General features: G+C 46.5%; 21 protein-coding genes. 1 reads left to right on the forward strand and 20 read right to left on the reverse strand.

Annotated features, from left to right (window positions below):
• The first annotated feature begins 28 nt into the window (after window positions 1-28).
• Window positions 29-268, forward strand: coding sequence for an alpha/beta-type small acid-soluble spore protein (locus MKX74_RS22715; RefSeq protein ID WP_018885633.1), 240 nt, complete (start codon window positions 29-31; stop codon window positions 266-268).
• Window positions 269-396: 128 nt separating this feature from the next.
• Here the strand turns inward: MKX74_RS22715 and MKX74_RS22720 are convergent, their stop codons facing one another.
• The 20 genes from MKX74_RS22720 to MKX74_RS22815 form a co-directional block, all read right to left on the reverse strand.
• Window positions 397-801 (reverse strand): hypothetical protein, encoded by a 405-nt coding sequence (locus MKX74_RS22720; RefSeq protein WP_018885634.1) that lies wholly within the window; start codon window positions 799-801, stop codon window positions 397-399.
• 401 nt (window positions 802-1,202) lie between these two features.
• Complete coding sequence (locus tag MKX74_RS22725) at window positions 1,203-3,011, reverse strand: M3 family oligoendopeptidase (RefSeq protein ID WP_341179922.1); 1,809 nt, start codon at window positions 3,009-3,011, stop codon at window positions 1,203-1,205.
• A 114-nt stretch (window positions 3,012-3,125) separates the two neighbouring features.
• Window positions 3,126-3,413, reverse strand: coding sequence for a hypothetical protein (locus MKX74_RS22730; RefSeq protein WP_341179923.1), 288 nt, complete (start codon window positions 3,411-3,413; stop codon window positions 3,126-3,128).
• 45 nt (window positions 3,414-3,458) lie between these two features.
• Complete coding sequence (locus tag MKX74_RS22735; protein ID WP_341179924.1) at window positions 3,459-3,869, reverse strand: hypothetical protein; 411 nt, start codon at window positions 3,867-3,869, stop codon at window positions 3,459-3,461.
• 347 nt (window positions 3,870-4,216) lie between these two features.
• Window positions 4,217-4,489: a hypothetical protein gene (locus MKX74_RS22740; RefSeq protein WP_341179925.1), complete on the reverse strand. Its 273-nt coding sequence runs from the start codon at window positions 4,487-4,489 to the stop codon at window positions 4,217-4,219.
• Window positions 4,490-4,663: 174 nt separating this feature from the next.
• Window positions 4,664-4,996 (reverse strand): hypothetical protein, encoded by a 333-nt coding sequence (locus tag MKX74_RS22745; protein WP_341179926.1) that lies wholly within the window; start codon window positions 4,994-4,996, stop codon window positions 4,664-4,666.
• Between the two features lie 14 nt (window positions 4,997-5,010).
• Window positions 5,011-5,193, reverse strand: coding sequence for a pre-toxin TG domain-containing protein (locus MKX74_RS22750; protein ID WP_341179927.1), 183 nt, complete (start codon window positions 5,191-5,193; stop codon window positions 5,011-5,013).
• A 20-nt stretch (window positions 5,194-5,213) separates the two neighbouring features.
• Window positions 5,214-5,342 (reverse strand): hypothetical protein, encoded by a 129-nt coding sequence (locus tag MKX74_RS22755; RefSeq protein ID WP_341179928.1) that lies wholly within the window; start codon window positions 5,340-5,342, stop codon window positions 5,214-5,216.
• A 146-nt stretch (window positions 5,343-5,488) separates the two neighbouring features.
• Window positions 5,489-6,283 (reverse strand): hypothetical protein, encoded by a 795-nt coding sequence (locus MKX74_RS22760; protein ID WP_341179929.1) that lies wholly within the window; start codon window positions 6,281-6,283, stop codon window positions 5,489-5,491.
• Window positions 6,284-6,311: 28 nt separating this feature from the next.
• Window positions 6,312-7,451, reverse strand: coding sequence for a polymorphic toxin-type HINT domain-containing protein (locus MKX74_RS22765; RefSeq protein WP_341179930.1), 1,140 nt, complete (start codon window positions 7,449-7,451; stop codon window positions 6,312-6,314).
• Between the two features lie 224 nt (window positions 7,452-7,675).
• Complete coding sequence (locus MKX74_RS22770; protein WP_341179931.1) at window positions 7,676-7,903, reverse strand: hypothetical protein; 228 nt, start codon at window positions 7,901-7,903, stop codon at window positions 7,676-7,678.
• On the reverse strand, window positions 7,903-9,474 hold the full coding sequence (locus tag MKX74_RS22775) for an RHS repeat-associated core domain-containing protein (RefSeq protein WP_341179932.1): 1,572 nt from the start codon (window positions 9,472-9,474) through the stop codon (window positions 7,903-7,905). Before MKX74_RS22775 ends, MKX74_RS22770 begins: the two co-directional genes overlap by 1 nt.
• A 142-nt stretch (window positions 9,475-9,616) precedes the next feature.
• On the reverse strand, window positions 9,617-9,868 hold the full coding sequence (locus MKX74_RS22780) for a hypothetical protein (protein WP_341179933.1): 252 nt from the start codon (window positions 9,866-9,868) through the stop codon (window positions 9,617-9,619).
• Between the two features lie 711 nt (window positions 9,869-10,579).
• Window positions 10,580-10,840, reverse strand: a complete 261-nt coding sequence (locus MKX74_RS22785) for a hypothetical protein (RefSeq protein ID WP_341179934.1) — start codon at window positions 10,838-10,840, stop codon at window positions 10,580-10,582.
• 29 nt (window positions 10,841-10,869) lie between these two features.
• Complete coding sequence (locus MKX74_RS22790) at window positions 10,870-12,105, reverse strand: RHS repeat-associated core domain-containing protein (protein WP_341179935.1); 1,236 nt, start codon at window positions 12,103-12,105, stop codon at window positions 10,870-10,872.
• Window positions 12,106-12,479: 374 nt separating this feature from the next.
• Window positions 12,480-12,839: a hypothetical protein gene (locus MKX74_RS22795; RefSeq protein ID WP_341179936.1), complete on the reverse strand. Its 360-nt coding sequence runs from the start codon at window positions 12,837-12,839 to the stop codon at window positions 12,480-12,482.
• Window positions 12,840-12,858: 19 nt separating this feature from the next.
• Window positions 12,859-13,095, reverse strand: coding sequence for a hypothetical protein (locus tag MKX74_RS22800; RefSeq protein WP_341179937.1), 237 nt, complete (start codon window positions 13,093-13,095; stop codon window positions 12,859-12,861).
• 62 nt (window positions 13,096-13,157) lie between these two features.
• Entirely contained in the window at window positions 13,158-14,222 is a 1,065-nt protein-coding gene (locus MKX74_RS22805; protein WP_341180642.1) for a polymorphic toxin-type HINT domain-containing protein, read from the reverse strand.
• A 54-nt stretch (window positions 14,223-14,276) separates the two neighbouring features.
• Complete coding sequence (locus MKX74_RS22810) at window positions 14,277-14,630, reverse strand: hypothetical protein (protein WP_341179938.1); 354 nt, start codon at window positions 14,628-14,630, stop codon at window positions 14,277-14,279.
• 15 nt (window positions 14,631-14,645) lie between these two features.
• Window positions 14,646-23,771: a polymorphic toxin-type HINT domain-containing protein gene (locus tag MKX74_RS22815; RefSeq protein WP_341179939.1), complete on the reverse strand. Its 9,126-nt coding sequence runs from the start codon at window positions 23,769-23,771 to the stop codon at window positions 14,646-14,648.
• Window positions 23,772-23,784: the final 13 nt, after the last annotated feature.

Here is a 23,784-nt window from a genome sequence, read left to right on the forward strand (position 1 = left end):
CTTACCAAAGCCGAAGGAGGTGACAACGATGTACGGATCGACACAACAACAAGGCAGACGTAACCGTAGTAATAATCTTATCGTACCTCAAGCCAATGCATCTCTGCAGCAGCTGAAATACGAGGCTGCACAAGAGCTGGGGATTACGATTCCAGCAGACGGCTATTACGGTAACATGCCTTCCCGTGAAGCAGGCTCCCTGGGTGGTTATATCACCAAGAAGCTGGTACAAATCGCCGAGCAGCAATTGTCGGGACAAGGCAAATAAGAATAGTGCAGAAATACAGCTAAGCGGTCTCCTAAGGAGGCCGCTTCTTTGAGTAATATAACCTTCAATACCTTTTGCTAATTGCACATTACTACTTGCACAATGCTGATCTGGATGGCTGCCTATGATTAAGATGATTCCGAATTCGCGCCTGAATATGTATTTCTGGGATAACGAATCATCAGATTAGCCATGTTATAGTTGGACTCCAGCGTTGTGTCTACTACAATCTTACCTTGCATTACTGCGAACTCGTACGAAATCTCCCCATGGGTCCAGCTACGTTTCAGCTTCAAGGCATCAAGGGCCAGACTCCGAAACGTTGTACGCTGCTGAGCTGTTAATCCTGACAGGGCAGCATCCAGCTCATCTGTTCGACAACCAATTGGATGATGCTTGATTCCGAATTTGCCAATCACATTATTGCGAATCTGCACAAACACGATACCAGATGTCAATCCTGACAGCTCCTCATCCAATTCTTTAAACACCATATCCAGTTGTCTAGGAAGTGACAGTTGCTCTATTTTCATCCCACCTCCTCCTTTCGACTTATTTAATCCCTAATTCGATGGTAAAAATTAGGTCTTATGGCTCAATTATATGAAAATACATAGCTTCTTTCAACGATATTCAACATAAATGGGTTAAAATCCCTATAAAGTTAACGCATTCATACATTCCAGTCTTACTGGAAATTTAATTACCATTTAAATCGACAATTTGTGCGTCAACCCGATATCAAAAAGCCCATCCGTTGTTCGGATGGGCTTTCAGCATTTTGTCGAATCATCGTACTTGATGCATCATTCGGGTATAAAAGGTTAGACTACTATGCACATTCAGCTACGAAAGGAGCACGTATCCAACCATTTTCTTCACTGAATCGTATGCTTCCTCGCCCGTAGCGCAGCACGTAATGGTCAGAAGAGACCTAGGAGGAGACAGAGGAATCCGTCAAAGTCAGGAACGTCTCGATATCCTTAACGGCCAATTCGGCTGCACCACGCCAGAAATCAGGCTGTGTCAGGTCTGTCTGCAAATGCTTTTTCGCAAGGTCTTCCACTTTCATCCGACCTGTATCACGCAGCAACTCATCATACTGATCAGCAAAGCCAGTACCCGTGCGCTGTGCATGAGCATAGATTCCGGCGCTGAACATGTAACCGAACGTATACGGGAAGTTGTAAAACGGCACATCTGTAATATAGAAATGTAGCTTCGAAGCCCAGAAATGCGGATGTGTCTCGGCAAGCACGTCGCAGAATGCTTCCTTCTGCGCTTCATTCATCAGCTCTGATAGCTGTTGAGCGGTCAGCAGACCGGATTTGCGTTGCTCGTAGAAGCGTGTCTCGAACAAGAAACGAGCGTGAATATTCATGAAGAACGCCACAGACCGTTGAATCTTATCCTCCAGCAGTGCTATGCGGCCCTGTTCATCTGTTGCACTCTCCACTAATGCATCCGATACAATCAGTTCAGCCAGGGTAGATGCTGTCTCGGCCACATTCATCGCATAATTTTGATTCAGTACAGGCAGCTCATCCATCACGTGCTGATGGTAGCCATGTCCCAGCTCATGAGCCAACGTAGACACGTTCGAGGCTGTACCTGCATAGGTCATGAAAATTCTTGTCTCCTTGCTCACAGGAAGCGAAGTACAGAATCCGCCCGGACGCTTGCCAGGACGATCCTCAGCTTCAATCCAGCTTTTGTCGAATGCCATTTCAGCAAAATCAGCCATTTTCGGACTGAATTTACGGAATTGTTGCACGATGTCTACAGCAGCCTCGTCATAGCTAATCTTGTCGCTCGCTTCGCCTACAGGAGCCTCGACATCATGCCAGCTTAAGCGCTCGACCCCAAGCAGCTTTGCCTTGCGCTCCAGATATTTTACAAGGACCGGCTTGGTCTCATTAATTACGCTCCACATCATGTCCAGTGTCTCACGTGACATCCGGTTAATATCGAGAGGTTCCTTGAGAATATCCTCCCAGCCGCGATTCTCATACAGCTTCAGACGGAAGCCACCGAGATGATTTAACGTATCCGCACAGTAATCGGCTACATCCTCCCAAGCCTTCTCCCAGCTCTGGAATACCTCTTCCCGTACTTCACGATCCTGATGATGCAGCTTGTTTGCCGCCTGACCTGCTGACATTGCCACGATTTCACCATTGTCATCCTTAACCGGAACACTCACCTTACTTACAATCGTATCATAGAAGCTACCCCAGCCATGGTAACCGTCAATAGCCAGGTCCAGTGCCAGACTTTCCAGCTCAGGGCTCATCTTCTCTCTGGAGGCCTCACGACTCTCAGTTAATACAAAGCTTAGGGGAGCAATCTTATCACGCTGCATCCAGCGCTCCCATACCTTGTCCCCAGTCTGACCGAGAATGTTGTGGTACAGGGTGGTAGCTGTCTGGAGCAGGGCGAATAGTGCATTCATGCGCGCACTAAGACGAACAGCCTCCTTGTCATGCTGATCCTGTGCCGAGAGGCAACCGACGAAGGAGGATGCTTCAGAGGCACGTGCAACACAATTCTGCAGCAGCTCCAGAATGGAATCAAGCTCCTCCGTATCCAGTACGGTCTGAGGCACCTTAGCTACCTTTACATCCTGCAGTAGCTTGCGGGCATCCGCTTCAAGTGTATCCAGGTAAGCGGTGAAGTCCGCTGAGGTAGAGCCTCCTTTGAAAATCGACTCCAAATCCCAAGTTTGATTTAAGGGTGTATTCATTATGCCCCAGCCTTTCCTTATAAAATATCATGTATTGAACCATGTACGCCAAATAACAGCTGTCATCTCCATATGTTACCATACTTAACGGAGTCATCTCCAATCCTTATTTCCTCAGAATGGCAGCACTCCTTTTATGGCTGTGAACTGGTTTACGACAGCGCCCCTGGACTCCAGATGACTAATGGCCTGCTCAATCTGTTCGAACTCCTGAATCTCCTCCGCATCGTAATCCTCCATCACCTGAATTTTGGACTCCGGGATGTGGAAGCAATAGGTTAAGTATTTATTCCCTACCTTCTTCATGGCATATTGATATATGTACCGCTCTCCAAGGAGCAACTTGTATTCCTCATATCCTCGCACCTTGCCTCGCTCCACTGCTTCACACCAATCATCCAAGCTCGTATTCCTCCTGATCACTCTCGCCTTCTCGCAACAGCAATTCTAACTCCCTGTAACCAGAAAATCGTTCGCCGCCTCCTGAACCTCATCATTGTCTGAGGACAATCCTCGCTTAATGAAGCCATCCAGGAGCTGTGGCAGGCTCTCTCGGGCCAGCTCTAGCAACCTGCGGTACTCCCATTCATCATCAAAGCATACCCGCTTGTGGATTACATCAGGGGCATAGGTCAACAGCCACTTAACAGGAATCTGCCTAATTCGATCACGCGCAATTAGAATAGAGCTGATATTAGAGCTCTGACAGGCGAATTCTATTAATATCTCCAGTAGACTCAGACCAGTCTGACTCGGTAAATTTTCAATCGTCTCAAGCCTGTCATACGCACCTGGCAGGATGTGATCAAGAAGCTGTCGTATGCGTTCTTCATAAGGGTTCGTTAGCTGATCATCCACAGTGACTCACCTCCTTTTACTGAACTTGCTCTAATCCTACACCGCACCGCAGCGAACTTCACATATTCTACACCATGAGCCTCACTCACATATTCTACACCCTTAACCATGCATCCTGCTCACTACAGCTCTGGTCTTGGCGTTGAATTACCGGATTTTTTGGATCACACAACTTATGGTCTTTTGTAGGATCGCGTTCATGTCTAATGAAAAAAACGAGCACCTTGGCCCGTTTCTGGTTATTCGGTATGTCGCTCTATAAATTCCTGGATGTCATTGGCGAGCAGCAAGCTCCAGTTGTCTTTGATCTTAACCATATCCCAATCCCACCACTGGATGGCAAGCAATTACCTGATCTGCTCAGGTGGATGACCTGTATACCCACTGGCATCCTTGAAGATCGCATTGAAAGGATAGGTGGTCACCCAATCCACACGATGCTCACCACCAAGCATGATGTTAGCACCGTCGGCAATCGAACAGAACTTCCCGATCTCCAGCCTTGAACTGAATTCCCATTGCCAGATTCGTGGAGTACCATAGGTCCAGTCCCCGATCTTGTAGCTAGCGTAGGCCAGGAGCTGGTTCGTGAATACCATTCCTTTGTTGATAGATTCCATAGATTCCGTAGCAGCTTCCCATTCCTTTCACTCCGGGCATGGTGAATGCGTCTAGCTCTCTGATTAGTCTATGTGTGGTATGGGAAATGTATGTTGTTCTTCTGTATTTCTCTGAATTCTGTATCACGATAAATGTTCTTCTCTTCTCATAAGGTGTAGTCTCAGGCTAACATGCTAATCTAGGACATCTTTATTCACTTCTACCCACAACTTGATTATTGCTTTTAATTCAGCCGTTTCGATTTCACATTCAACTTGCATCCCCTCAGTCACAAAATTATTAATAACCTTGGTTGTATCTTTCGTAATTTCCAAACTACAAATATTACCGCCTATTTCTTCGAGTTCGCTCTCTTTATTTAGTACTTTTTCAATGTAGGATAAAAATACAGGAAATTTGAAAGACTCCATGTCATATAACAAGTACTCAACTGCCGATATTTCTTCAGGCAATTTAAGTCGCTTGTATCCATTTTCACTGTTGTTAATTTTAACTGGATATTTCATATCTTCTATCCTCTCTAAATTATCGAAACCGGAACCGGAACCAGGCCAATCGCTGATCCAATCCCTTCCATCCAGCGTTCCGCTACAGACAGCTTCTCACCTGTCACGAGGTTCACGCCCGTGAAGGCCTGCTGGAAGCCTTTTACCGCACCTACTCCCGGTAATAGATCCAGCAGCATGTCACCGCCGCACAGCATCAGGGAGTCGCCATCTCGACTTAAGCCGAATGGGTCGGGTACGAGATCGTGTTCCCGTTCACGTACGCATATTGGTTCAGGATTGGTGTATCCGAGATCGTACCTGTCACGACATCACGGATAATGAATCGCTTGATATCAGGAAGCATATTAGAGGAATATTATACGGGAGTGATGAGGGTTAAGTTCTCTTGAACGAAGCCGCCGGATTCATTCGGCACTGAATAGGGGTAAAAGAAAGACCTTGAAGATTGTAGCCCCCAAGGTCTTAACATATCTTACTATCATTTTAATTTCATTGAGGCAAATTAAAAATAACGTCAATTGGGTCTTTACCTTCAAAAAATGCAGAGTAGAGTCCTTTCTTCACAACTGATGTTAAATGAACTTTCTCATGTAGTAATTGACCTAATTTGATAAACACCTCTGCTTCCCGTGAAGTCACTATTTTCGAATTAATAATATGATCGGTACTGCCTGGCAATCTCCAAGCCCAATCGTTTCTTGCTGACTGCATCGTAGGATAATGAGCAGCTAAATGATTAATATAAGAATATTCGCGACACAAAGGATGAACAAAATATAAAAATTGGGAAATAATAAATGTGCGATTTCTCATCCTTATTCCCGAACGGACTTGGTCATCAAATTGTTGATACTCTGCTGGTATCTCCCCCCAATTAGATCCCCCGATCCCAACCAAAATTTCTAACGCTCTTTGTTTATCTGTGAATTGAGCAAGCCTTAAGAAAATTACTTCTTTAAATAAGTCTTGTACAGTAAAAGATTTTAGACATCTTATAGCATCTTCATTGTTGGTTTGATAATCAAATACCAGTGTTAGATATTCGTCTAATATTTCGTAATCGAAATTAAAATCTGGAAATTCAACCATTGTTTCAATTATAGCTGCTCTAGTTCTCTTTTCTTTAATATGAGGAACTGCTTTTTGTAACTCTAAAAACAACTCCTCACCTAGCTCAACTACAGAATATTGTTCCTTAATTGTTTTTAATAATGCAATTATGATCTCATCCTGGTCGCTCTTTACCATAGCATTAAATAATAACTCTGCTAATCCCTTAGACACGTTCACTCACCTTTCCAATAACTAATAACTAGTGATTTTGAATTACCTTCCATTCTATAGCACCATTAACTTCACGGTAAAGCAGTCTCATTATATTAGAAGCTCCATTGTCTGTTGCAAGATCAAGGCTCCACCAACCATCATCTCTAAGATGAGGTCTGTAATTAGATAGTCTTTGAACTGCTGCGTTATCTCCATACTTAGATGCCATTAAATCGTTAATGTGCTGATTAGCTATCTTCTTTTCATCTACTGTTAAATGCCTTTTCGAACCTGGACCCAATCTAATATCCCGAGGGACTTTCTCATTAAGAGAAGATCTTATATTTCCAGCAAGTTTAATTCCTAGTAATTGTTGTGGCGAAGGGCTAATATCACAATTATGCACCCATATCCCAAGATTAGATACAAAGTACGAATGATAGTCCTCAACCTCAAAGTTGTAAACGGTCGCTTCTCGTGACTCTTTCTCAATCTTGTCAATCGCCAGCTTGGTACCGTCGCTCGAAAGAAGCAGATCGCCAACCTTCAGGTCTTTGACATAGGTCCATCCCCTACCATCCAACCAGAACGGATGCTCACCCGTGACCTCAATGATCTCATCACCGATGTGGACATAATAGATTTCATCAGCCTGTTTTTGGAACAGACCTACAACCTCTTTATACGCCACTTCTCCGGTTTCGTCAGACTTCGCAAGTACCTTGTCTCCTACTTGGATATCCTCGATTGGTTTTTCACCATCGTCGGTAAGCACCTTGGTTCCTGCGGAGAAGCAGTTGCACTCTGTAATTGCCTTAGGAATATTCCCTTTACCAAACCATCCCTTAGCCTTCTTACCCAAGGCCACGGCGCCTTCCACGCCATACTTCCCAATCGCCTTCGAGCCTGGAATCGGAATCAGACCAATGGTCGATCCAATCCCTTCCATCCAGCGTTGTCCCACGGACAGCTTCTCACCTGTCACGAGGTTCACACCTGTGAAGGCTTGCTGGAAGCCCTTCAGCGCGCCTACTCCTGGTACGAGATCGAGCAGCATGTCGCCGCCGCGCAGCATCAGGGAGTCGCCATCACGACTCAGACCAAATGGATCGATATACGAAATCGGGTTCCCGTTCACGTACGCATAGCGATTCAGGGTCGGAGTATCCGAGATCGTACCTGTCACTACTTAGGCCTACTTTTAGTTTGATGATGGTAACGTGGTTAATTTATCAAGTGATTAAAAAGCTCATTCCAGGTATGTTAGGAATGAGCCTCTTAATCTAATATTTCTGAAAAGTTGCGCTTCTTGCGGACATGCAGAAGGAGTACATTGTTACTGTTTAGATTGTTCTAGATAAGATACCTTGAAAGCATAAAGCTACTCAAGATCAATAAATAATCATATCATTATCCTACCATAATAATTTCTCCAAATTCGTCTATGCCCAATACCAATGGGCCATCTACAAGGTTCCCATCTTTATTTCTCATTTCAAAAATAACCGACCAACATGGATATCGTCCACTATCATTATTAATATCCACTAAATTCAATTCAAATACACTTGATGGATTATCTAATATATATTGGTTGGCTACTTTTCTTATATCCTCTCGCGTAACCTTTTTAGCCATTATCTAATCCCTCCAAAGTTATCTATATACCAGTTCGCATGGTTTCGCTCAGATTGATTTATTTTATTCCATTTACTAGTGTTGGAAAGCATGTCATATACAAACTGCTCAGGAGCATTGAACTTTGTTAGATCATTCATAGGAACCGATCCTTTTGTACGAGGGAGATTTAAATACGCATCCCTTCCTATCTTACTATATTGTATATAGTGGGATAACTCATGCCATACCTCATACTGAGTAGGATTACTTCTAAGGTAAAGAGTACCCGTTGATCCATCAAAAGCTCCGCCTTTTAGTGCTGGTAAGTACTCATCCCCAACTTTGAGCGATACTCCTCTTTTCTTTAAATAGTTACCTAACATGCGCAGATCATTTTCACTATATAGCTTGCCACCGAGACGAGCGGTTTCTTCAACGTAATCAATGTTACGAGTTCCCTTACCAAACCATCCCTTAGCCTTCTTGCCCAAGGCCACGGCGCCTTCCACGCCATACTTCCCGATCGCCTTCGAGCCTGGAATCGGAATCAGACCAATGGTCGATCCAATCCCTTCCATCCAGCGTTGTCCCACAGACAGCTTCTCACCTGTCACCAGGTTCACGCCCGTGAAGGCTTGCTGGAAGCCCTTCAGCGCGCCTACTCCTGGCACGAGATCCAGCAGCACGTCGCCGCCGCGCAACATCAGGGAATCGCCATCACGACTCAAGCCGAACGGGTCGATATACGAGATCGGGTTCCCATTCACGTACGCATAGCGGTTCAATGTCGGTGTATCTGAGATCGTACCTGTCACGACATCCCGGTTGATGAATCGCTTGATATCTGGACTGTAGTACCGGGCGCGCATATGGTACAGACCATTCGCATCGGTCATAACTCCGTCACGTCCATTATAGCGGAACGGCTGCTCCGTTGCGCCTTCATGTCCGATCTGCTCTCCATATGGACCGTATTCATACGTATCTGTAATCGTACCGTCCAGTGCGGTCAGTGCCACCGTACTGCCGTGACGATCATAGTGATAACTCAGGTATTCACCACTAGCATCCTCACGACCGAGCAAGCCCAAGCCATAGACATAGTAGGCTAGCGGATTCCCGTCCGCATCGGTCTCCATCAGCACCTGAGACAAGGCTGCATTCGGGTTGATCACATAACGAATCGTGTTGCCATCTGTTGTGACGGAGACCCGCATATTCTCCGCGTTATAGCCGTAGCTTACGCCACCCGCAGACTGCAGACGATTACGTGAATCATATACGTAGGACTGCATATTCCCTTGCAGCGGTCCTGTCGTCATGTTGCCGTCGGCGTCATAAATGACCGGTTCGCCATTTACCGTTGCTAGACGATTGTCCGCTGTATACGTCATTTCCAGCGGGTACACGTCTGAAGTGACGGCATTCGGATCAGTTCCGTTCAATTCCGCTCCCAATCCTTCTTCCGGTGCAGGTGATAGCCCTGGACCGTACACGTCGAAGGTCACTTCAGACGGTATAGTACCCTGTACACCACCGGTCTCGGAGACAACATTGCCTACCGCATCATAGCTGAATGCTTGGCTCATCAGCAGATTTAAGTTATGTGGATCTTACGGATCTTACGGATATTACTGAGTTATATGTGCTGCTGGTTGAGTGACGGGTTCATTTGTCCCCCTCCAATAAAAAAACCTTGAAAGGCACGAAGCCAATCAAGGTTAATTGATCTTAAGATTCAAATGTTGTTCTATCTGGGAACCGACCATTTTCTCGAATAAAACATACTGATTTTCTTTGAGCAGCCCTATCGAAATAAAATTTAGTGGAAATATTAATATCAGGAATAGGTTCTATCTCGGCAAACTTTCTCGTTATTTTGTTAAGTTCTATTTTGCCCATTACATCCTCATTGGGTCCAAATTTGTATACTACTCTTTCTTCATTTTCCATTTCTTTGAGCAACAATACGAACGACGCCAACATCTTCTCCTCCTCTTATGGATTCCTGTACGACCTGATTCTATGGTTTTGTCATGTGCTGTCCTATAGTTTGTTTTGAATATTCCTTCAAATCTCGATTCAAACAATTCATGATTAATTAAATCAATATCACTTTACCGATAAGTCCCTGCTTATAGTCGTTCCCAAGCTTGAGCAATATCATAATCTGCATCAAAGCGTCCTACTCCATGGTCCTTTATATGTTCATTGTAAAACAAATGGTCCTTTATTCTTTGAACTCGACTCTCCTTCATTCCAGTATTTTTTGCGATTGAAGCAACGTATGTAGTTAATATCCTAAAACTATCATACATTCTATCAGCTTTACCAAGATTTCTTAAATACTCATCTGAGTCAAATTAAAACACAAAAGACCCGTAAGAGGGCACTTTTTTCAAAGTGTCTATCTTACGGATCACAGTTCAATGTTAGAAATGAGCCTCTTAATCTATTATTTCTGAGAAGTTGCGCTTCTTTGCGGACATGCAGAAGGAGTACATTGTTACAAGTTCCTGTACCAACCATTACCGATCCCAAAACAGGTCTATTTTTCAATTCGATACCTTATAACTAAACAGGTACACACCCTATTCGCAAATCAGTTTTGAAAACATTAATATCTAAAAAAATCCATAAGAAGAGCTTTTGATCTAAGCATTCTTCTTATGGATCATTAATCAAATCAAAATCTTAGGGGATAACCCTTTTGAAATTAGGAATATGTGAAATAAGCTCAGAAGGTGCATTAAATGGAATAACATTTGCATTTTCAGGAATATTAACTCTTGAAATGTGCAATCCTTCTATGCATTCATTACACCAAATTAAAAAGTATCCCTCCCTTCTTTGACTATCTCCAATGAATTCGTACTCAATATTATTACTGCTACAGTTGGGGCAAACTAACAGACAAGACTGAGGTTCTGCTTGTACCTCTTCCGCAAGTTTCAACCATTTTTTGTAATGAGAATTTACCATCATCATTTTCCCCTACGATTAAAGTAGTCCCAAAATGTATCTTCTATACCGTAGGCTCCTTCCTCAAATTTGTTTAATGTTGGGATATCATTTGCCTCTCCATAAATTCTGACTTGAAAAATGTGTGTTCTTTCATGAGCAAGAGTTTTAACTAACTCCATTTCATTTATAAAGGCATTGGGATAAAGTTGAATTTCTTTACCATTTGGATTAGCCCATCCTGCTTGTGGTAACCGTAACATTTCAGTATCTCTTACGATTTTAATTTTCACTCCATCTAGCCCCACACCAGCTTGTTCGGCTAAACGTTTGACCTCTCTCATTTGCATGGGAACTTTCAAATGATTAAACTCACCAACATTAGCTGTTCGACGGTATAATGCTAGCCCCTTGTCTGGTGTCTTACCAAACCAACCCTTAGCCTTCTTGCCCAAGGCCACGGCGCCTTCCACGCCATACTTCCCGATCGCCTTTGAGCATGGAATCGGAATCAGACCAATGGTCGATCCAATCCCTTCCATCCAGCGTTGTCCCACAGACAGCTTCTCACCCGTCACGAGGTTCACACCCGTGAAGGCTTGCTGGAAGCCCTTCAGCGCACCTATTCCCGGTAAGAGATCCAGCAGCACGTCGCCGCCGCGCAGCATTAGGGAATCGCCATCACGACTTAGACCAAATGGATCGATGTACGAGATCGGGTTCCCGTTCACGTACGCATAGCGGTTCAGGGTCGGTGTATCTGAGATCGTACCTGTCACGACATCACGGTTAATGAATAGCTTGATGTCTGGACTATAGTAACGGGCACGCATATGGTACAGACCATTCACATCGGTCATGACCCCGTCACGTCCATTATAGCGGAACGGCTGCTCTGTTGCGCCCTCGTGTCCGATCTGCTCTCCATATGGACCGTATTGATACGTATCCGTAATTGTACCATCCAGTGCGGTCAGCGCTACCTTGCTGCCACGACGATCATAGTGGTACGACTGATATGTACCGCTAGCATCCTCCCGACCCAGTAGTCCCAGGCCGTATACATAGTAAGCTAGTGGATTGCCATCCGCATCCGTCTCCATCAGCACCTGCGACAGAGCTGCATTCGGGTTGATCACATAACGAATCGTGTTTCCGTCTGTCGTGACGGAGGTCCGCATATTCTCCGCGTTATAGCCGTAGCTTACGCCGCCCGTAGACAGCAGACGGTTGCGCGAATCATATACGTAAGGCTGCATTTGTCCTTGTAGCGGTCCTGTCGTGATAGATGTTTCAATCCGCTATCGATGATCGTAGCAAGAAGATTGGCCTTTTGTACTTGCCTGAAAGCCACTCATGAGGTGAAGATGTATTACACAGATCCGTATTCCTTCTGGATCGGGGCTCGAATGGGAACACGAATGCTTCCTTGCGAGAGTTCTTTCCCTGGGGTATATCGCGGATATCCTTGGACATCGCTCTCCGCCTGATTCATCACAAACCGCGAAAATTACTGAGTTAGTACACCTCTTACGAATCCTTTTCAAAGGAATTCTCGAACTTGTCTTGATAATTAGTAGTTTGATTAAAAAAGAACCCTGACTAGGTAATCCAGTCAGGGTAAACAGAATTTTTAATTATAGTAACCTTCTCCAACCTGCCATAATAGAAACTCTATCTTCTCAACAAGATCACTTATATTTTTTGTATCGAAGGTTACCAATGGATTCGCCCAATCAAAATCCTTAATTAATTCAATACCATACAAACCTTGCGGATCCCCTTCAGGATACCAGCCAACATCTAGAAGTATATTATACTTCGTATGTTTAACTTGAAGTAAATCTTCAGTAAAATTACGCCACTTATTTTCATCATCTTCTTTTAAATCAGATGGATCTAGCTCAACAAGAGTGTTATAGCTGATTTCCCAACTTGAAGGAAATCTTAAAGGAAGCAGTTTAATCTCGGGCGGTTTTAAATGGGACTTCAAAAATTTCACCTTCTTTCTATTATCTTAATTCTGCTATTTTTAGATAGCCCATTAGACGATTGCCTGCTATTGGATGTCCATGATATATCCCACCTGAAGTCAACTCAGCACGTATCCAGCTTGTTTCTACTCCCAAATCGTATCCCACTGGTTTTCCTGCATCATAAATGAAATATGTGGAACCCTTGTCGCCTTGAACAACCAATCCTTTCTCTAATGCTGTCTTTTCAAGAGTTTTATTATTTACTTCAGGCAAATACTGAGCATGCTTTCTTCCAGTTTCACTAAATAACTTAGCCTCATCTCCATTTCTAGCTTTTAAATGCTTGTAACCGTGTGCCGAATAAGTGGCATTATAAATTTGAGTTCTAAAAGTCCACCATATGGATCAGCACCAGACAACAATTTAGGATTAATATCACAATTATGCACCCAAATCCCAAGGTTAGATACAAAATACGAATGATAATCCTCTACCTCAAAGTTGTAAACGGTCGCTTCTCGTGACTCTTTCTCAATCTTGTCAATCGCCAGCTTGGTACCGTCACTCGAAAGAAGCAGATCGCCAACCTTCAGGTCTTTGACATAAGTCCAGCCCCTGCCGTCCAACCAAAACGGATGCTCACCCGTGACCTCAATGATCTCATCACCGATGTGGACATAATAGATCTCATCAGCCTGTTTTTGGAACAGACCAACGACCTCTTTATACGCCACTTCTCCGGTTTCGTCAGACTTCGCAAGTACCTTGTCCCCTACCTGGATATTCTCGATTGGTTTTTCACCATCGTCGGTAAGTACCTTGGTACCTGCGGAGAAGCAGTTGCACTCTGTAATTACTTTAGGAATATTCCCTTTACCAAACCATCCCTTAGCCTTCTTGCCCAAGGCCACGGCGCCTTCCACGCCATACTTCCCGATCGCTTTCGAACCCGGAATCGGAATCAGACCAATTGTTGATCCAATCCCTTCCATCCAACGTTGTCCCACAGACAGCTTCTCGCCCGTCACAAGGTTCACACCCGTGAAGGCTTGCTGGAAGCCCTTCAGCGCGCCTACTCCCGGTACGAGATCCAGCAGCATGTCGCCGCCGCGCAGCATCAGGGAATCGCCATCTCGGCTTAGGCCGAATGGGTCGATATACGAAATCGGGTTCCCGTTCACGTACGCATAGCGGTTCAGGGTCTGTGTATCTGATATCGTACCTGTTACGACATCGCGGTTAATGAATCGCTTGATATCTGGACTGTAGTAACGGGCACGCATATGGTACAGGCCATTCGCATCGGTCATGACTCCGTCACGTCCATTATAGCGGAACGGCTGCTCCGTTGCGCCCTTATGTTCGATCAGTTTATTCGAAAAACAAGGACTTTGGCATATTCTCTTATAAAGAAAAGCCTTAAGAGATTAATTTCTCTTAAGGCAAAATATATATTACTTAGGTATCTTTTTTACTTGTATTTCATTTTTATTGGCAATAACCTCTAATAAAGGTAAGTCACTTAGACCAATAAATTTTACGTAGATAAGTTGATTGATTTCTTCCTCGTCAAAATCTAACCTTAATAATTTCTCTTTTTCGTCTTCCAGGAATTCTGAGTTATCTAAAATAACAAATTCACTTATTTCTCTGCCAATCGAATCAAATTCAACGAATTTTGTGTAGTCATTTATGATGATTTTCACAAATGATTGGTCCCACCTCTTTAATTCAATTCCTAAATATTTTGAGTTGATCTCTACATTTTCTATCGAACCTTCTTCAAGGTTTAACTCCTTAATTTCCACATCTTCACCTCTCTTCTACTTTTTCCAACCAGGAAAATATTCCCCTGGGATAAAACCCGTTCCTGCATTTGGAGTATAGTCTTCTGGTTTAACATATTCTTGTAAATTCTTTCTATTATGCCATCCCCAATTTTTATCTGGATTCGTCTTTAACTCAATATGATAATGTAGCCCATGATGTCTTGAATTATAAGTTTCTCCTGCTTCTAGTTTGTGTTGTTCAATTCTTATTCTTGTATTTTCATTAGGATAAATGTAAGTTTTACTCCCTTTTACTTCTCTCGGTAGTTCAGGCATTAGTTCATCTGGATTACTAGGGAATTTGTCTTTAGCCGTCCCCTTAGGACCAGACAACAATTTAGGATTAATATCACAATTATGCACCCAAATCCCAAGGTTAGATACAAAGTACGAATGATAATCCTCTACCTCAAAGTTGTAAACGGTCGCTTCTCGTGACTCTTTCTCAATCTTATCAATCGCCAGCTTGGTGCCGTCACTCGAAAGAAGCAGATCGCCAACTTTTAGGTCTTTGACATAGGTCCATCCCCTACCATCCAACCAAAACGGATGCTCACCCGTGACCTCAATGATCTCATCCCCGATGTGGACATAGTAGATCTCATCAGCCTGTTTTTGGAACAGACCTACAACCTCTTTATACGCCACTTCTCCGGTTTCGTCAGACTTCGCAAGTACCTTGTCTCCTACCTGGATATCCTCGATTGGTTTTTCACCATCATCGGTAAGCACCTTGGTTCCTGCGGAGAAGCAGTTGCACTCTGTAATTACTTTAGAGACCTTCCCTTTACCAAACCATCCCTTAGCCTTCTTGCCCAAGGCCACGGCGCCTTCCACGCCATACTTCCCGATCGCCTTCGAGCCTGGAATCGGAATCAGACCAATGGTCGATCCAATCCCTTCCATCCAGCGTTGTCCCACAGACAGCTTCTCACCTGTCACCAGGTTCACGCCCGTGAAGGCTTGCTGGAAGCCCTTCAGCGCGCCTACTCCTGGCACGAGATCCAGCAGCACGTCGCCGCCGCGCAACATCAGGGAATCGCCATCACGACTCAAGCCGAACGGGTCGATATACGAGATCGGGTTCCCATTCACGTACGCATAGCGGTTCAATGTCCGTGTATCTGAGATCGTACCTGTCACGACATCCCGGTTAATGAATCGCTTGATATCTGGACTGTAGTACCGGGCGCGCATATGGTACAGACCATTCGCATCGGTCATAACTCCGTCACGTCCATTATAGCGGAACGGCTGCTCCGTTGCGCCTTCATGTCCGATCTGCTCTCCATATGGACCGTATTCATACGTATCTGTAATCGTACCGTCCAGTGCGGTCAGTGCCACCGTACTGCCGCGACGATCATAGTGATAACTCAGGTATTCACCACTAGCATCCTCACGACCGAGCAAGCCCAAGCCATAGACATAGTAGGCTAGCGGATTCCCGTCCGCATCGGTCTCCATCAGCACCTGAGACAAGGCTGCATTCGGGTTGATCACATAACGAATCGTGTTGCCATCTGTTGTGACGGAGACCCGCATATTCTCCGCGTTATAGCCGTAGCTTACGCCACCCGCAGACTGCAGACGATTACGTGAATCATATACGTAGGACTGCATATTCCCTTGCAGCGGTCCTGTCGTCATGTTGCCGTCGGCGTCATAAATGACCGGTTCGCCATTTACCGTTGCTAGACGATTGTCCGCCGTATATGTCATTTCCAGCGGGTACACGTCTGCGGTGACAGAGGTCGGCTCCATTCCGTTCTGCTCCAGCCCCAATTCCTCTTCCGATGCAGGCGACAATCCCGGGCCATACACGTCGAAGGTCACTTCAGACGGTGCTGTGCCCTGTACGCCACCGGTCTCGGAGACGACATTTCCTGCCGCATCATAGCTGAACGCATAGCTCGTCAGCAGATTTCCATCTGCTCCGCGATTCGCCGAGCTCAGCAGCTGCCCGTTCGCATCATACGTGCGTGTCTCCTCGCTGCCATCTGGACGCTGGGTCGAGATGACCTGTCCATTCGCGTTATACGTATAGGTTGTCTTGCGACCTGCCCAGTCGGTTACAGTCCTCATTCGGCCTGCAGCGTCATACGTATAGCTGACTTGCTTGCCATCTGGATACGTCAAGGCTGTCAATTGTCCTACAGCATCATAGGTGTACTTCATGGTATTGCCATGCTCATCGGTATATTGCTTCACTCGATTCAAGGCATCATATTGACGACGAATCGTCTGTCCATCCTGATCGGTCACAGCCGTGACATTGCCATTGGCATCATAGCTGTAGGCTACGCTGCCATCTGGATCGGTGAACTTCGTCAACTGACCAGCAGCATCGTAGGCATAGTCTACGTTCTGACCGCGTTTATTGGTCTCTTGAGCGAGCAGCCCGATGGCATTGTACTTGTATGTGTGCACGCCACCTGCTGCATCCGTCTCACGAGTAACGCGTCCTACGGCATCATACGTGTAGCTAGCCGTATTCTGATTCGGGTCTGTCACCTGTGTCAGTCGATTCAGCGCATCGAAGCTCTGACGAGCCACGCCCTCCATCGGGTCCTGCACTGACGTCAGTCGATTCAGATCGTCATAGGTGAAGATCGTCTTTCTGCTGAGCGGATCAATGCTGCCTGTTAGACGGCTCAGCTTGTCATATTGACTCGTATAGGTCTGACCCAGCGCGTCCTTAGTCGCTACCGGATTGCCTATCGCATCATAGGTGACCGCATAGGCCCGTTGATTCAAAGCATCGTATGCCTCGGTTACACGGTTCAGATCATCATAGACATAACGGACCTTCTCACCCAGCGGGTTGGTCTCGCTAATGACATTCCCTACAGCATCATAGGCAAAAGTACTCTTATTGCCCAGCGCATCCGTCGCTGATACCATTCGTCCTTCACGATCGTAGGCGAAGGCAGTTATTCCTCCAGCCGCATCTGTCATCTGGAGCAGATTGCCGTTGCCGTCATAGGTATACTGTGTCTTCTGTCCTCGCCCATCCGTCTCCTGGCTCAGGAAGCCTTGGTTATCGTAAGCGAAGCGATACGTGTGACCCAACGGATCTGTATACGACAACAGCTCATCGGCTGCGTTATAGACCGATGCGGTCTCATTGCCTTCCTCGTCCCTCATACCACTCATGCGGCCAGCTTCATCGTACAGGAACGTCAGCTCCTCGCCGACAGCCGTCGTGAGCTTGGTCAATCGGCCACCGGTATAAGCGTAAGCCGTCTTGTTCCCCAGCGCATCCGTTGCCGATTGCAGGAAGCCTTTCGTGTCATAAACGTAGGCCGTTGTACGATTCTCGCTATCTGTCACGGACAACAAGCGATCCTGTCCATCATACGTATATTTCACCTGTTTGCCGTCAGGACCCGTAACGGTCTTGAGGTTATCCCGTTCATCATAGGATAGTGTGATCGTCTGTCCCGTATGATCCACGGCACTCTTCAGGTTGTCTTTGGCATCATACGTATAAGTTACCGTCTGACCCCGTGTATTGGTCACACTTGTACGGTTGCCTCGGTCATCATAGGCATAAGAGGTCGTCCGTCCTAATGCATCCATGACCTGCAACAGCTCATATTTCGCACTATGTGTACGCTGCTGCTGACGTCCGTTCCGATCCGTGATTGTGGTGATCAGTTGCTTGTCTTTCTCTTCATAGGCAAATGTCGTCGTAGCTCCTTCAGCATCGCTTTGGGTTACAATCCGCCCTTTATCATCATAGATGTTCGTGAAGAGCTGGGCACCCTCACTAACCGCCGTATCAATACGGTGATCGGCATTATACGTATAGGTCGTCTCTCTTCCAGCAGCATCCGTTATACTATTCAGCCGCCCACTACGATCATACGCAAAGCCTACCTGTCTTCCAACATTGTCCGCTACAGTGACGATGTCACCTGCCGAATTATAGGCGAAGGTCAGTCCCAAACCTGTCACTGGCTCTGTCACGGAGATGAGCTGACGTGTCGCCGAATAATTGAGCTGCAGCTTCATTCCTCCGCGGTCCTCAATTGACATTGGCAAGCCATCTGCAGCGAAGCGCAGCGTCGTACCCTGATTACGCACCAGCGTGAAGGTACCATCAGCTTGCCGGCTCAGTACATCATGCCGGACCGATGGGTCCTGCGAGGTATATGTGCCATCTGCACCTAGAACGAACGTATTCCTGCGGAAAGCATTCCAGAATACCTCGACAGATTTACCGTCGGCGGCTGGCTGCACCTTCAGCTCATAATTATGGCTCCAGCCTTTGCCGAGTGCTCCATCTCCACCCAGTAGCGAGTAATATTGCGCCTGGAACGGTACCGGTACAGCGCCGTTCGCGCTCAGTAATGTGCGATTGATGATTTGTGCCCCAGTCGCTGTATCTACAGGATCGGCATATAGCGTAGCTGGATCGTATTGGCTTGGGTCCAGCTTGCTAATCTGCTCGGCCGCAGCCTCGCCAGATATCACTTCCTCCAGCTCGACTGTGCCATCCTCATAGCGGAGCAAGCCATACGGGCTATACATCAGATAAGGTGCAGCTTCCATGCTGCGCACCAGAATTTGAGCACCGGAGGATACAGTAAGTGGACTCCGTCCTGACTGCTCCTCTCCCTTGCCTATTCGGTAGGCAAAAGCGCCTTCTGCCTTCAAGGTATGGTTCTTATCTGTCACGTTCGTGATCTTCAAAGCCCCATCCGGCTGAAGTGTCGCTTTGGTCAGGGCCGGATGCTGAATGCTCTCCACCTGAAGGACATCATATGGCCCCCACAGCTCTAGGGAAGCATTGTTCGCAGCACTCACCCGTAATGTCTCACCTGCATTCAGGCTGTACGAGCTCCCTGCATCGGCTGCCTTGTAATCCGTCACATTCGCTGCGGCATCAAGTCTCACCCAGTCTGCCGTGCCTGTCGCGGACAACTTCAGCGATACGTTGCCTTGGTTCTTGATATCGTAGCTACTCTCGGCATTCGCTGTGATGATCTTGAGCGCAGGCTCATTGCGGCTGGTGAATGCCAGCACTCCTGCGTTGCCCTGAATAATAGTCGGGCTTGCCTGCTTCCCGGTCACAATCGCATAGTGACTGGCCGGAATGGACTGAGAAGCTCCTCCTGTCCCACGGGTATAGCTCACAGGCTGGTTAGCCGCGTTGTACATGACAATATCATACGTTCCGGTCAGTGCCAGTCGGGCTGGAGCTGCCGATGTATTGGCAACTTTGACGGTCTCATCCAGTCCAAGACGCTTCACAGCCAGCTCTTCGCCCTGGCTCACAAGAATGGCCTCCGTCGGTGCAGTGACAATGACTGGCTCCACACCTGGATTGATGATGACGATTCTCTGACCTGCCTTCATTGACTTGAAAGTATAATCCGTATTATCGAACGATGAAGCCAATTCTCCTGTGGCATGATAGGTCCGCACATGATGCTTCCCTTTGACCTTCGCACTGAATGTATCCGGAGATACATTGATAATCGAGAAGCTTTCCCCCGTCTGCAGAGTCTTGATGGTTACAGGCGGTATAGCGATATTTCTGATCTCGAAGCCATCATAAGGTCCACGCACGGTCAACGGGCTGCTGTTCGCGGCCTGCATCACAATACGGTTCCCTTCCTGAGTGACCTGCGTTCCTGCGGACTCCTCTGCTCCAAAACCATGGACTGAGCCATCATCCTTATATTCAGCAAAATGGTACAATCCGCTCAACTTCAGGCTTAGTTGTCCTTTGGATGGTTTCCTGGTTAATTCCATAATTCGGCTAGGCGACAGCGCCTGCTCGAAAGTTACGGGCTGCTCTCTGGACTCGATTCTGAAGTCCTCATAGGCACCGTAGAATACAATGCTCTTCTCATCTGTATTCTGTACAGCCAGCTTCTTGTCTGGCTTGAAGGTATGTCCTGTCGTCTGCTTAATTGCGTATCTGACAAGCATCCCCGAACTGTCATATTCAGCTTCGTCATACAACCCTGTAGCACGAAGGACTGAGTCCGCTGTGCCGATACTCGTCACGGTAGCGCTCCGCTCCGGCTGAAGCTGGATCTTGGCCAAAGCTGGTACTGTCCGCTTCTGGATCTGGAACGCATCATACGAGCCTTCGATGGTGACCGTTGCTCCGCTGGAATTGGATACAGCGATGCGTTGACCATTTCTAATGATCTTGGTACCTGATTGCGTCGCGTAATCCAGACTGGACATTTCACCATCTGCATTGCGCAACACCATATCGTAGACACCTGTGAAATACGTGTAGAAAACTTTGCTAGCATGCTTATTCAAAATATCCACATGCTCTCCTGCTCCGAGCGTATGACGGAACGTTACCGGATTGGCACGCGAATTCGTCTCAAATACGTCATAACCGCCATATACGGTCATTGACTGCTGCTCGGCAGTATTCATCATGGCGATTCTTTCGCCCTTGTGCACAAGCTTTGGAAGCGTATCGTTTCTGGAGTAGAGATCCAATGCTCCGTCTACGAACATGGCATGATCAAATGTGCCAGTCGCATATACCTTACCTTGCCCTGGTCCGGTATAGGTGGCCTCCATACTTTTCCGTGGCCCCAAAATCCACTTGAACACGGCTGGGTGCTGCCTGCCGCTTATAGCGAATGCATCATATGGACCTTCTACAAGCATGGAACTTCCTGCTGTATTTGTAAGAGCTATTCGAGACTGACTGCTGATCAATCTCGAAGCCAGGGTCTCCTGCAGCCCTACATCCTCAACATCTCGATTCGCACCGTATTTGGCAAAATCATACGTACCCGTAGGATAGATGCTGAAAGGTCGTCCCGTATGGTTACGGAAATCTGCACTCTGCCCAACTTGAAGCGTTCGACTGAACGTAACCGGGTTCGCACGATCTTTTAATTCAAAAATCTCATAAGCACCATATACATCAATCGGTTGAATATCTCGGTTCATGATCGCTACACGCTGTCCAGCAGATACGGTATTGTACCCGGTGACGCGTCCACGATTATAAGAGAATGGACTTCCATCCGCCGTATAATCCATCAGATCATGAATCCCGGTCATCCGTATCATTTCGGACTGTGCTGTTCTATTCACGAACTCTACACTCTTGTCTGCCAGCAAATGGCGGATAGCCAAAGCAGGCGTCTGACTTACCTCCGCGTTAATGACATCATACGGAGCCAGAAGGACTAATTGCGTGTTACCCGAGTTCGTCACGGTTGCCCGCTCATTAGGGTATAGTGGCAGTCTGCTCGTTGTCTTGCGGTCCATGGATCGCAGACCATTGTCTTGACGATAGCTTGCCTGATCGTAAGTACCGTTCAGATCGACATTGAATACCGCACTGCTGCCACTCTTGAACTTCAGGCTCTCTCCATAATTCACATAGCCTTTAAATAGCGCAGGTGTCAGGCGTGCATTGACACTGAAGGCATCAAATGGAGCCTTGACCGTCATCACAGACAAGCCGCTGTTCGTTACGATATGCCATTCACTGGCTGTCACAGAGTGAGTCTCCCGCTCAATCGGGTTGCCATAGTGGCTGACTCTGTTCCCCTCCGTATACGTTACATAATGATGCTGTCCACTCACATCGACTGAGAAGGAACGAGCCGATATATTGTCCAGCTTCAGCGTATCTCCTGGTTGCAGCGAACGATTCATCGTAACCGGATTGTAACGATCCAGATAACGGAACATCTCGTATGGAGCTGCAATCGTCTTGCTCTCCGTGTCTGTATTCGTGAAAGCTACACGTTCGCCGCCCAGAATCTCCATTCGACTCACATAATTCGATGGCGTATAGGATTTGATCCCATTTTCATCATATCGCGCATAGTCATAGGTACCATTTATTAAAATTGAACCGACATACTGTGTCTGATTCAAGGCTACGAAGCTGCCCCCGACAGGCACTACACGCCGGATTAGCGCAGGATATGCACTCCTATCCACCCGATAGGCATCCCTTGCTCCACTTACGATTACAGGGCTAGAATTACGGTTCGTTACGACTACATACTGACCAGAGTACACCGTATAGCCAATACTGCTATCACTTACTGCATCTGCAGCAATGTGAACCTCTTTTCCATTAGCCTCATATTTAACCATGTCGTATTTCCCTCGAATATTGAGGTTGAGACTTCTGGCCTGTGTATTGGTGAATTTATAGCTCTCTCCATTATTCAGGATTTGCCGGAACATGGATGGATCATTTTCGTTAGTAACGGTAAAAGCATCATAAGCTCCGATTACCTCTAGCCAACCTGTTCCACGATTCGTTACGACAAGTCTCTTGCCTTTGGCGATCGCATCCGAAACCTTCTTGTCCGTACCAGACGAGCTTACAGAGCCGTCCTCATTGTAGACGACATATTCATAGGAGCGTGTCCCTGCGCTCTCGTAATAGACATAGAAGGTTTTATTTTCCGTATTGATCGCTTCGAGTGTCTGCCCTACCCCAATACGCTCCCGGAACGATGCAGGTCCCGAATTGTAGAAGGAGAACACCCCATTGGCTCCACTGACTTCAATCGTCTGCGTATCCCGATTCGTCACCACCATACGGTTACCAGAAGCCAGTTGGGTTCTTCCCCCCTTGTCGTCACGCTGGAAGGTCGTTAGTACCCCACTATCGTTAAATTTGACATTATCATTAAGACCACTAATCAGAAATGATTCTGCCGCGCTCGTCAAATTGGTTACCGCTACACTCGTTCCAGGCGGCAGCATACGCTTCTCGAACGTCGGTATACTTGTAGTCACGAACTTCAGCTTTTTCGTCTTGCTGCTTGTCGTCAGTTCCAGATTATAATTAGACGTATTTGTGAGATTAATCTGCTGACCTGCTAATATGACCGCATTAAAATTGCGATCATATTGCGCACTTGTAGACAGGGTTCCATTCTTGTTTAATTTAACGTAATCGAAGGAAGGTGCTGTGCCTTTGTGATATACAGTGACCTGCCCGGAATCAAATGCAGTGGTAATCTGCACATTCCCCCCTGGTGGCAATGTAAATTCCGTTGCCTCAAGGGCATTCGCAGTGAATACTCGCATACCGCCAGCCAAAATGACTGCAAATACAACCGTCAGTAGTATCCGTGTCCATCTTTGCCTCATCATTATGCTCCCCCGC

The sequence above is a fragment of the Paenibacillus sp. FSL K6-1230 genome (genome assembly GCF_038002385.1).
Lineage (GTDB): Bacteria > Bacillota > Bacilli > Paenibacillales > Paenibacillaceae > Paenibacillus > Paenibacillus massiliensis.

Excerpts from the sequence above, each read along its gene's own strand:
- MKX74_RS22715 (WP_018885633.1), top strand. The coding sequence starts at position 29 with ATGTACGGATCGACACAACAACAAGGCAGACGTAACCGTAGTAATAAT.
- MKX74_RS22790 (WP_341179935.1), bottom strand. The coding sequence starts at position 12,105 with ATGCAGCCTTACGTATATGATTCGCGCAACCGTCTGCTGTCTACGGGC.
- MKX74_RS22740 (WP_341179925.1), bottom strand. The coding sequence starts at position 4,489 with ATGGAATCTATCAACAAAGGAATGGTATTCACGAACCAGCTCCTGGCC.
- MKX74_RS22725 (WP_341179922.1), bottom strand. The coding sequence starts at position 3,011 with ATGAATACACCCTTAAATCAAACTTGGGATTTGGAGTCGATTTTCAAA.
- MKX74_RS22720 (WP_018885634.1), bottom strand. The coding sequence starts at position 801 with ATGAAAATAGAGCAACTGTCACTTCCTAGACAACTGGATATGGTGTTT.
- MKX74_RS22755 (WP_341179928.1), bottom strand. The coding sequence starts at position 5,342 with ATGCTTCCTGATATCAAGCGATTCATTATCCGTGATGTCGTGACAGGT.
- MKX74_RS22750 (WP_341179927.1), bottom strand. The coding sequence starts at position 5,193 with ATGCTGTGCGGCGGTGACATGCTGCTGGATCTATTACCGGGAGTAGGT.
- MKX74_RS22770 (WP_341179931.1), bottom strand. The coding sequence starts at position 7,903 with ATGGCTAAAAAGGTTACGCGAGAGGATATAAGAAAAGTAGCCAACCAA.
- MKX74_RS22815 (WP_341179939.1), bottom strand. The coding sequence starts at position 23,771 with ATGATGAGGCAAAGATGGACACGGATACTACTGACGGTTGTATTTGCA.
- MKX74_RS22775 (WP_341179932.1), bottom strand. The coding sequence starts at position 9,474 with ATGAGCCAAGCATTCAGCTATGATGCGGTAGGCAATGTTGTCTCCGAG.
- MKX74_RS22745 (WP_341179926.1), bottom strand. The coding sequence starts at position 4,996 with ATGAAATATCCAGTTAAAATTAACAACAGTGAAAATGGATACAAGCGA.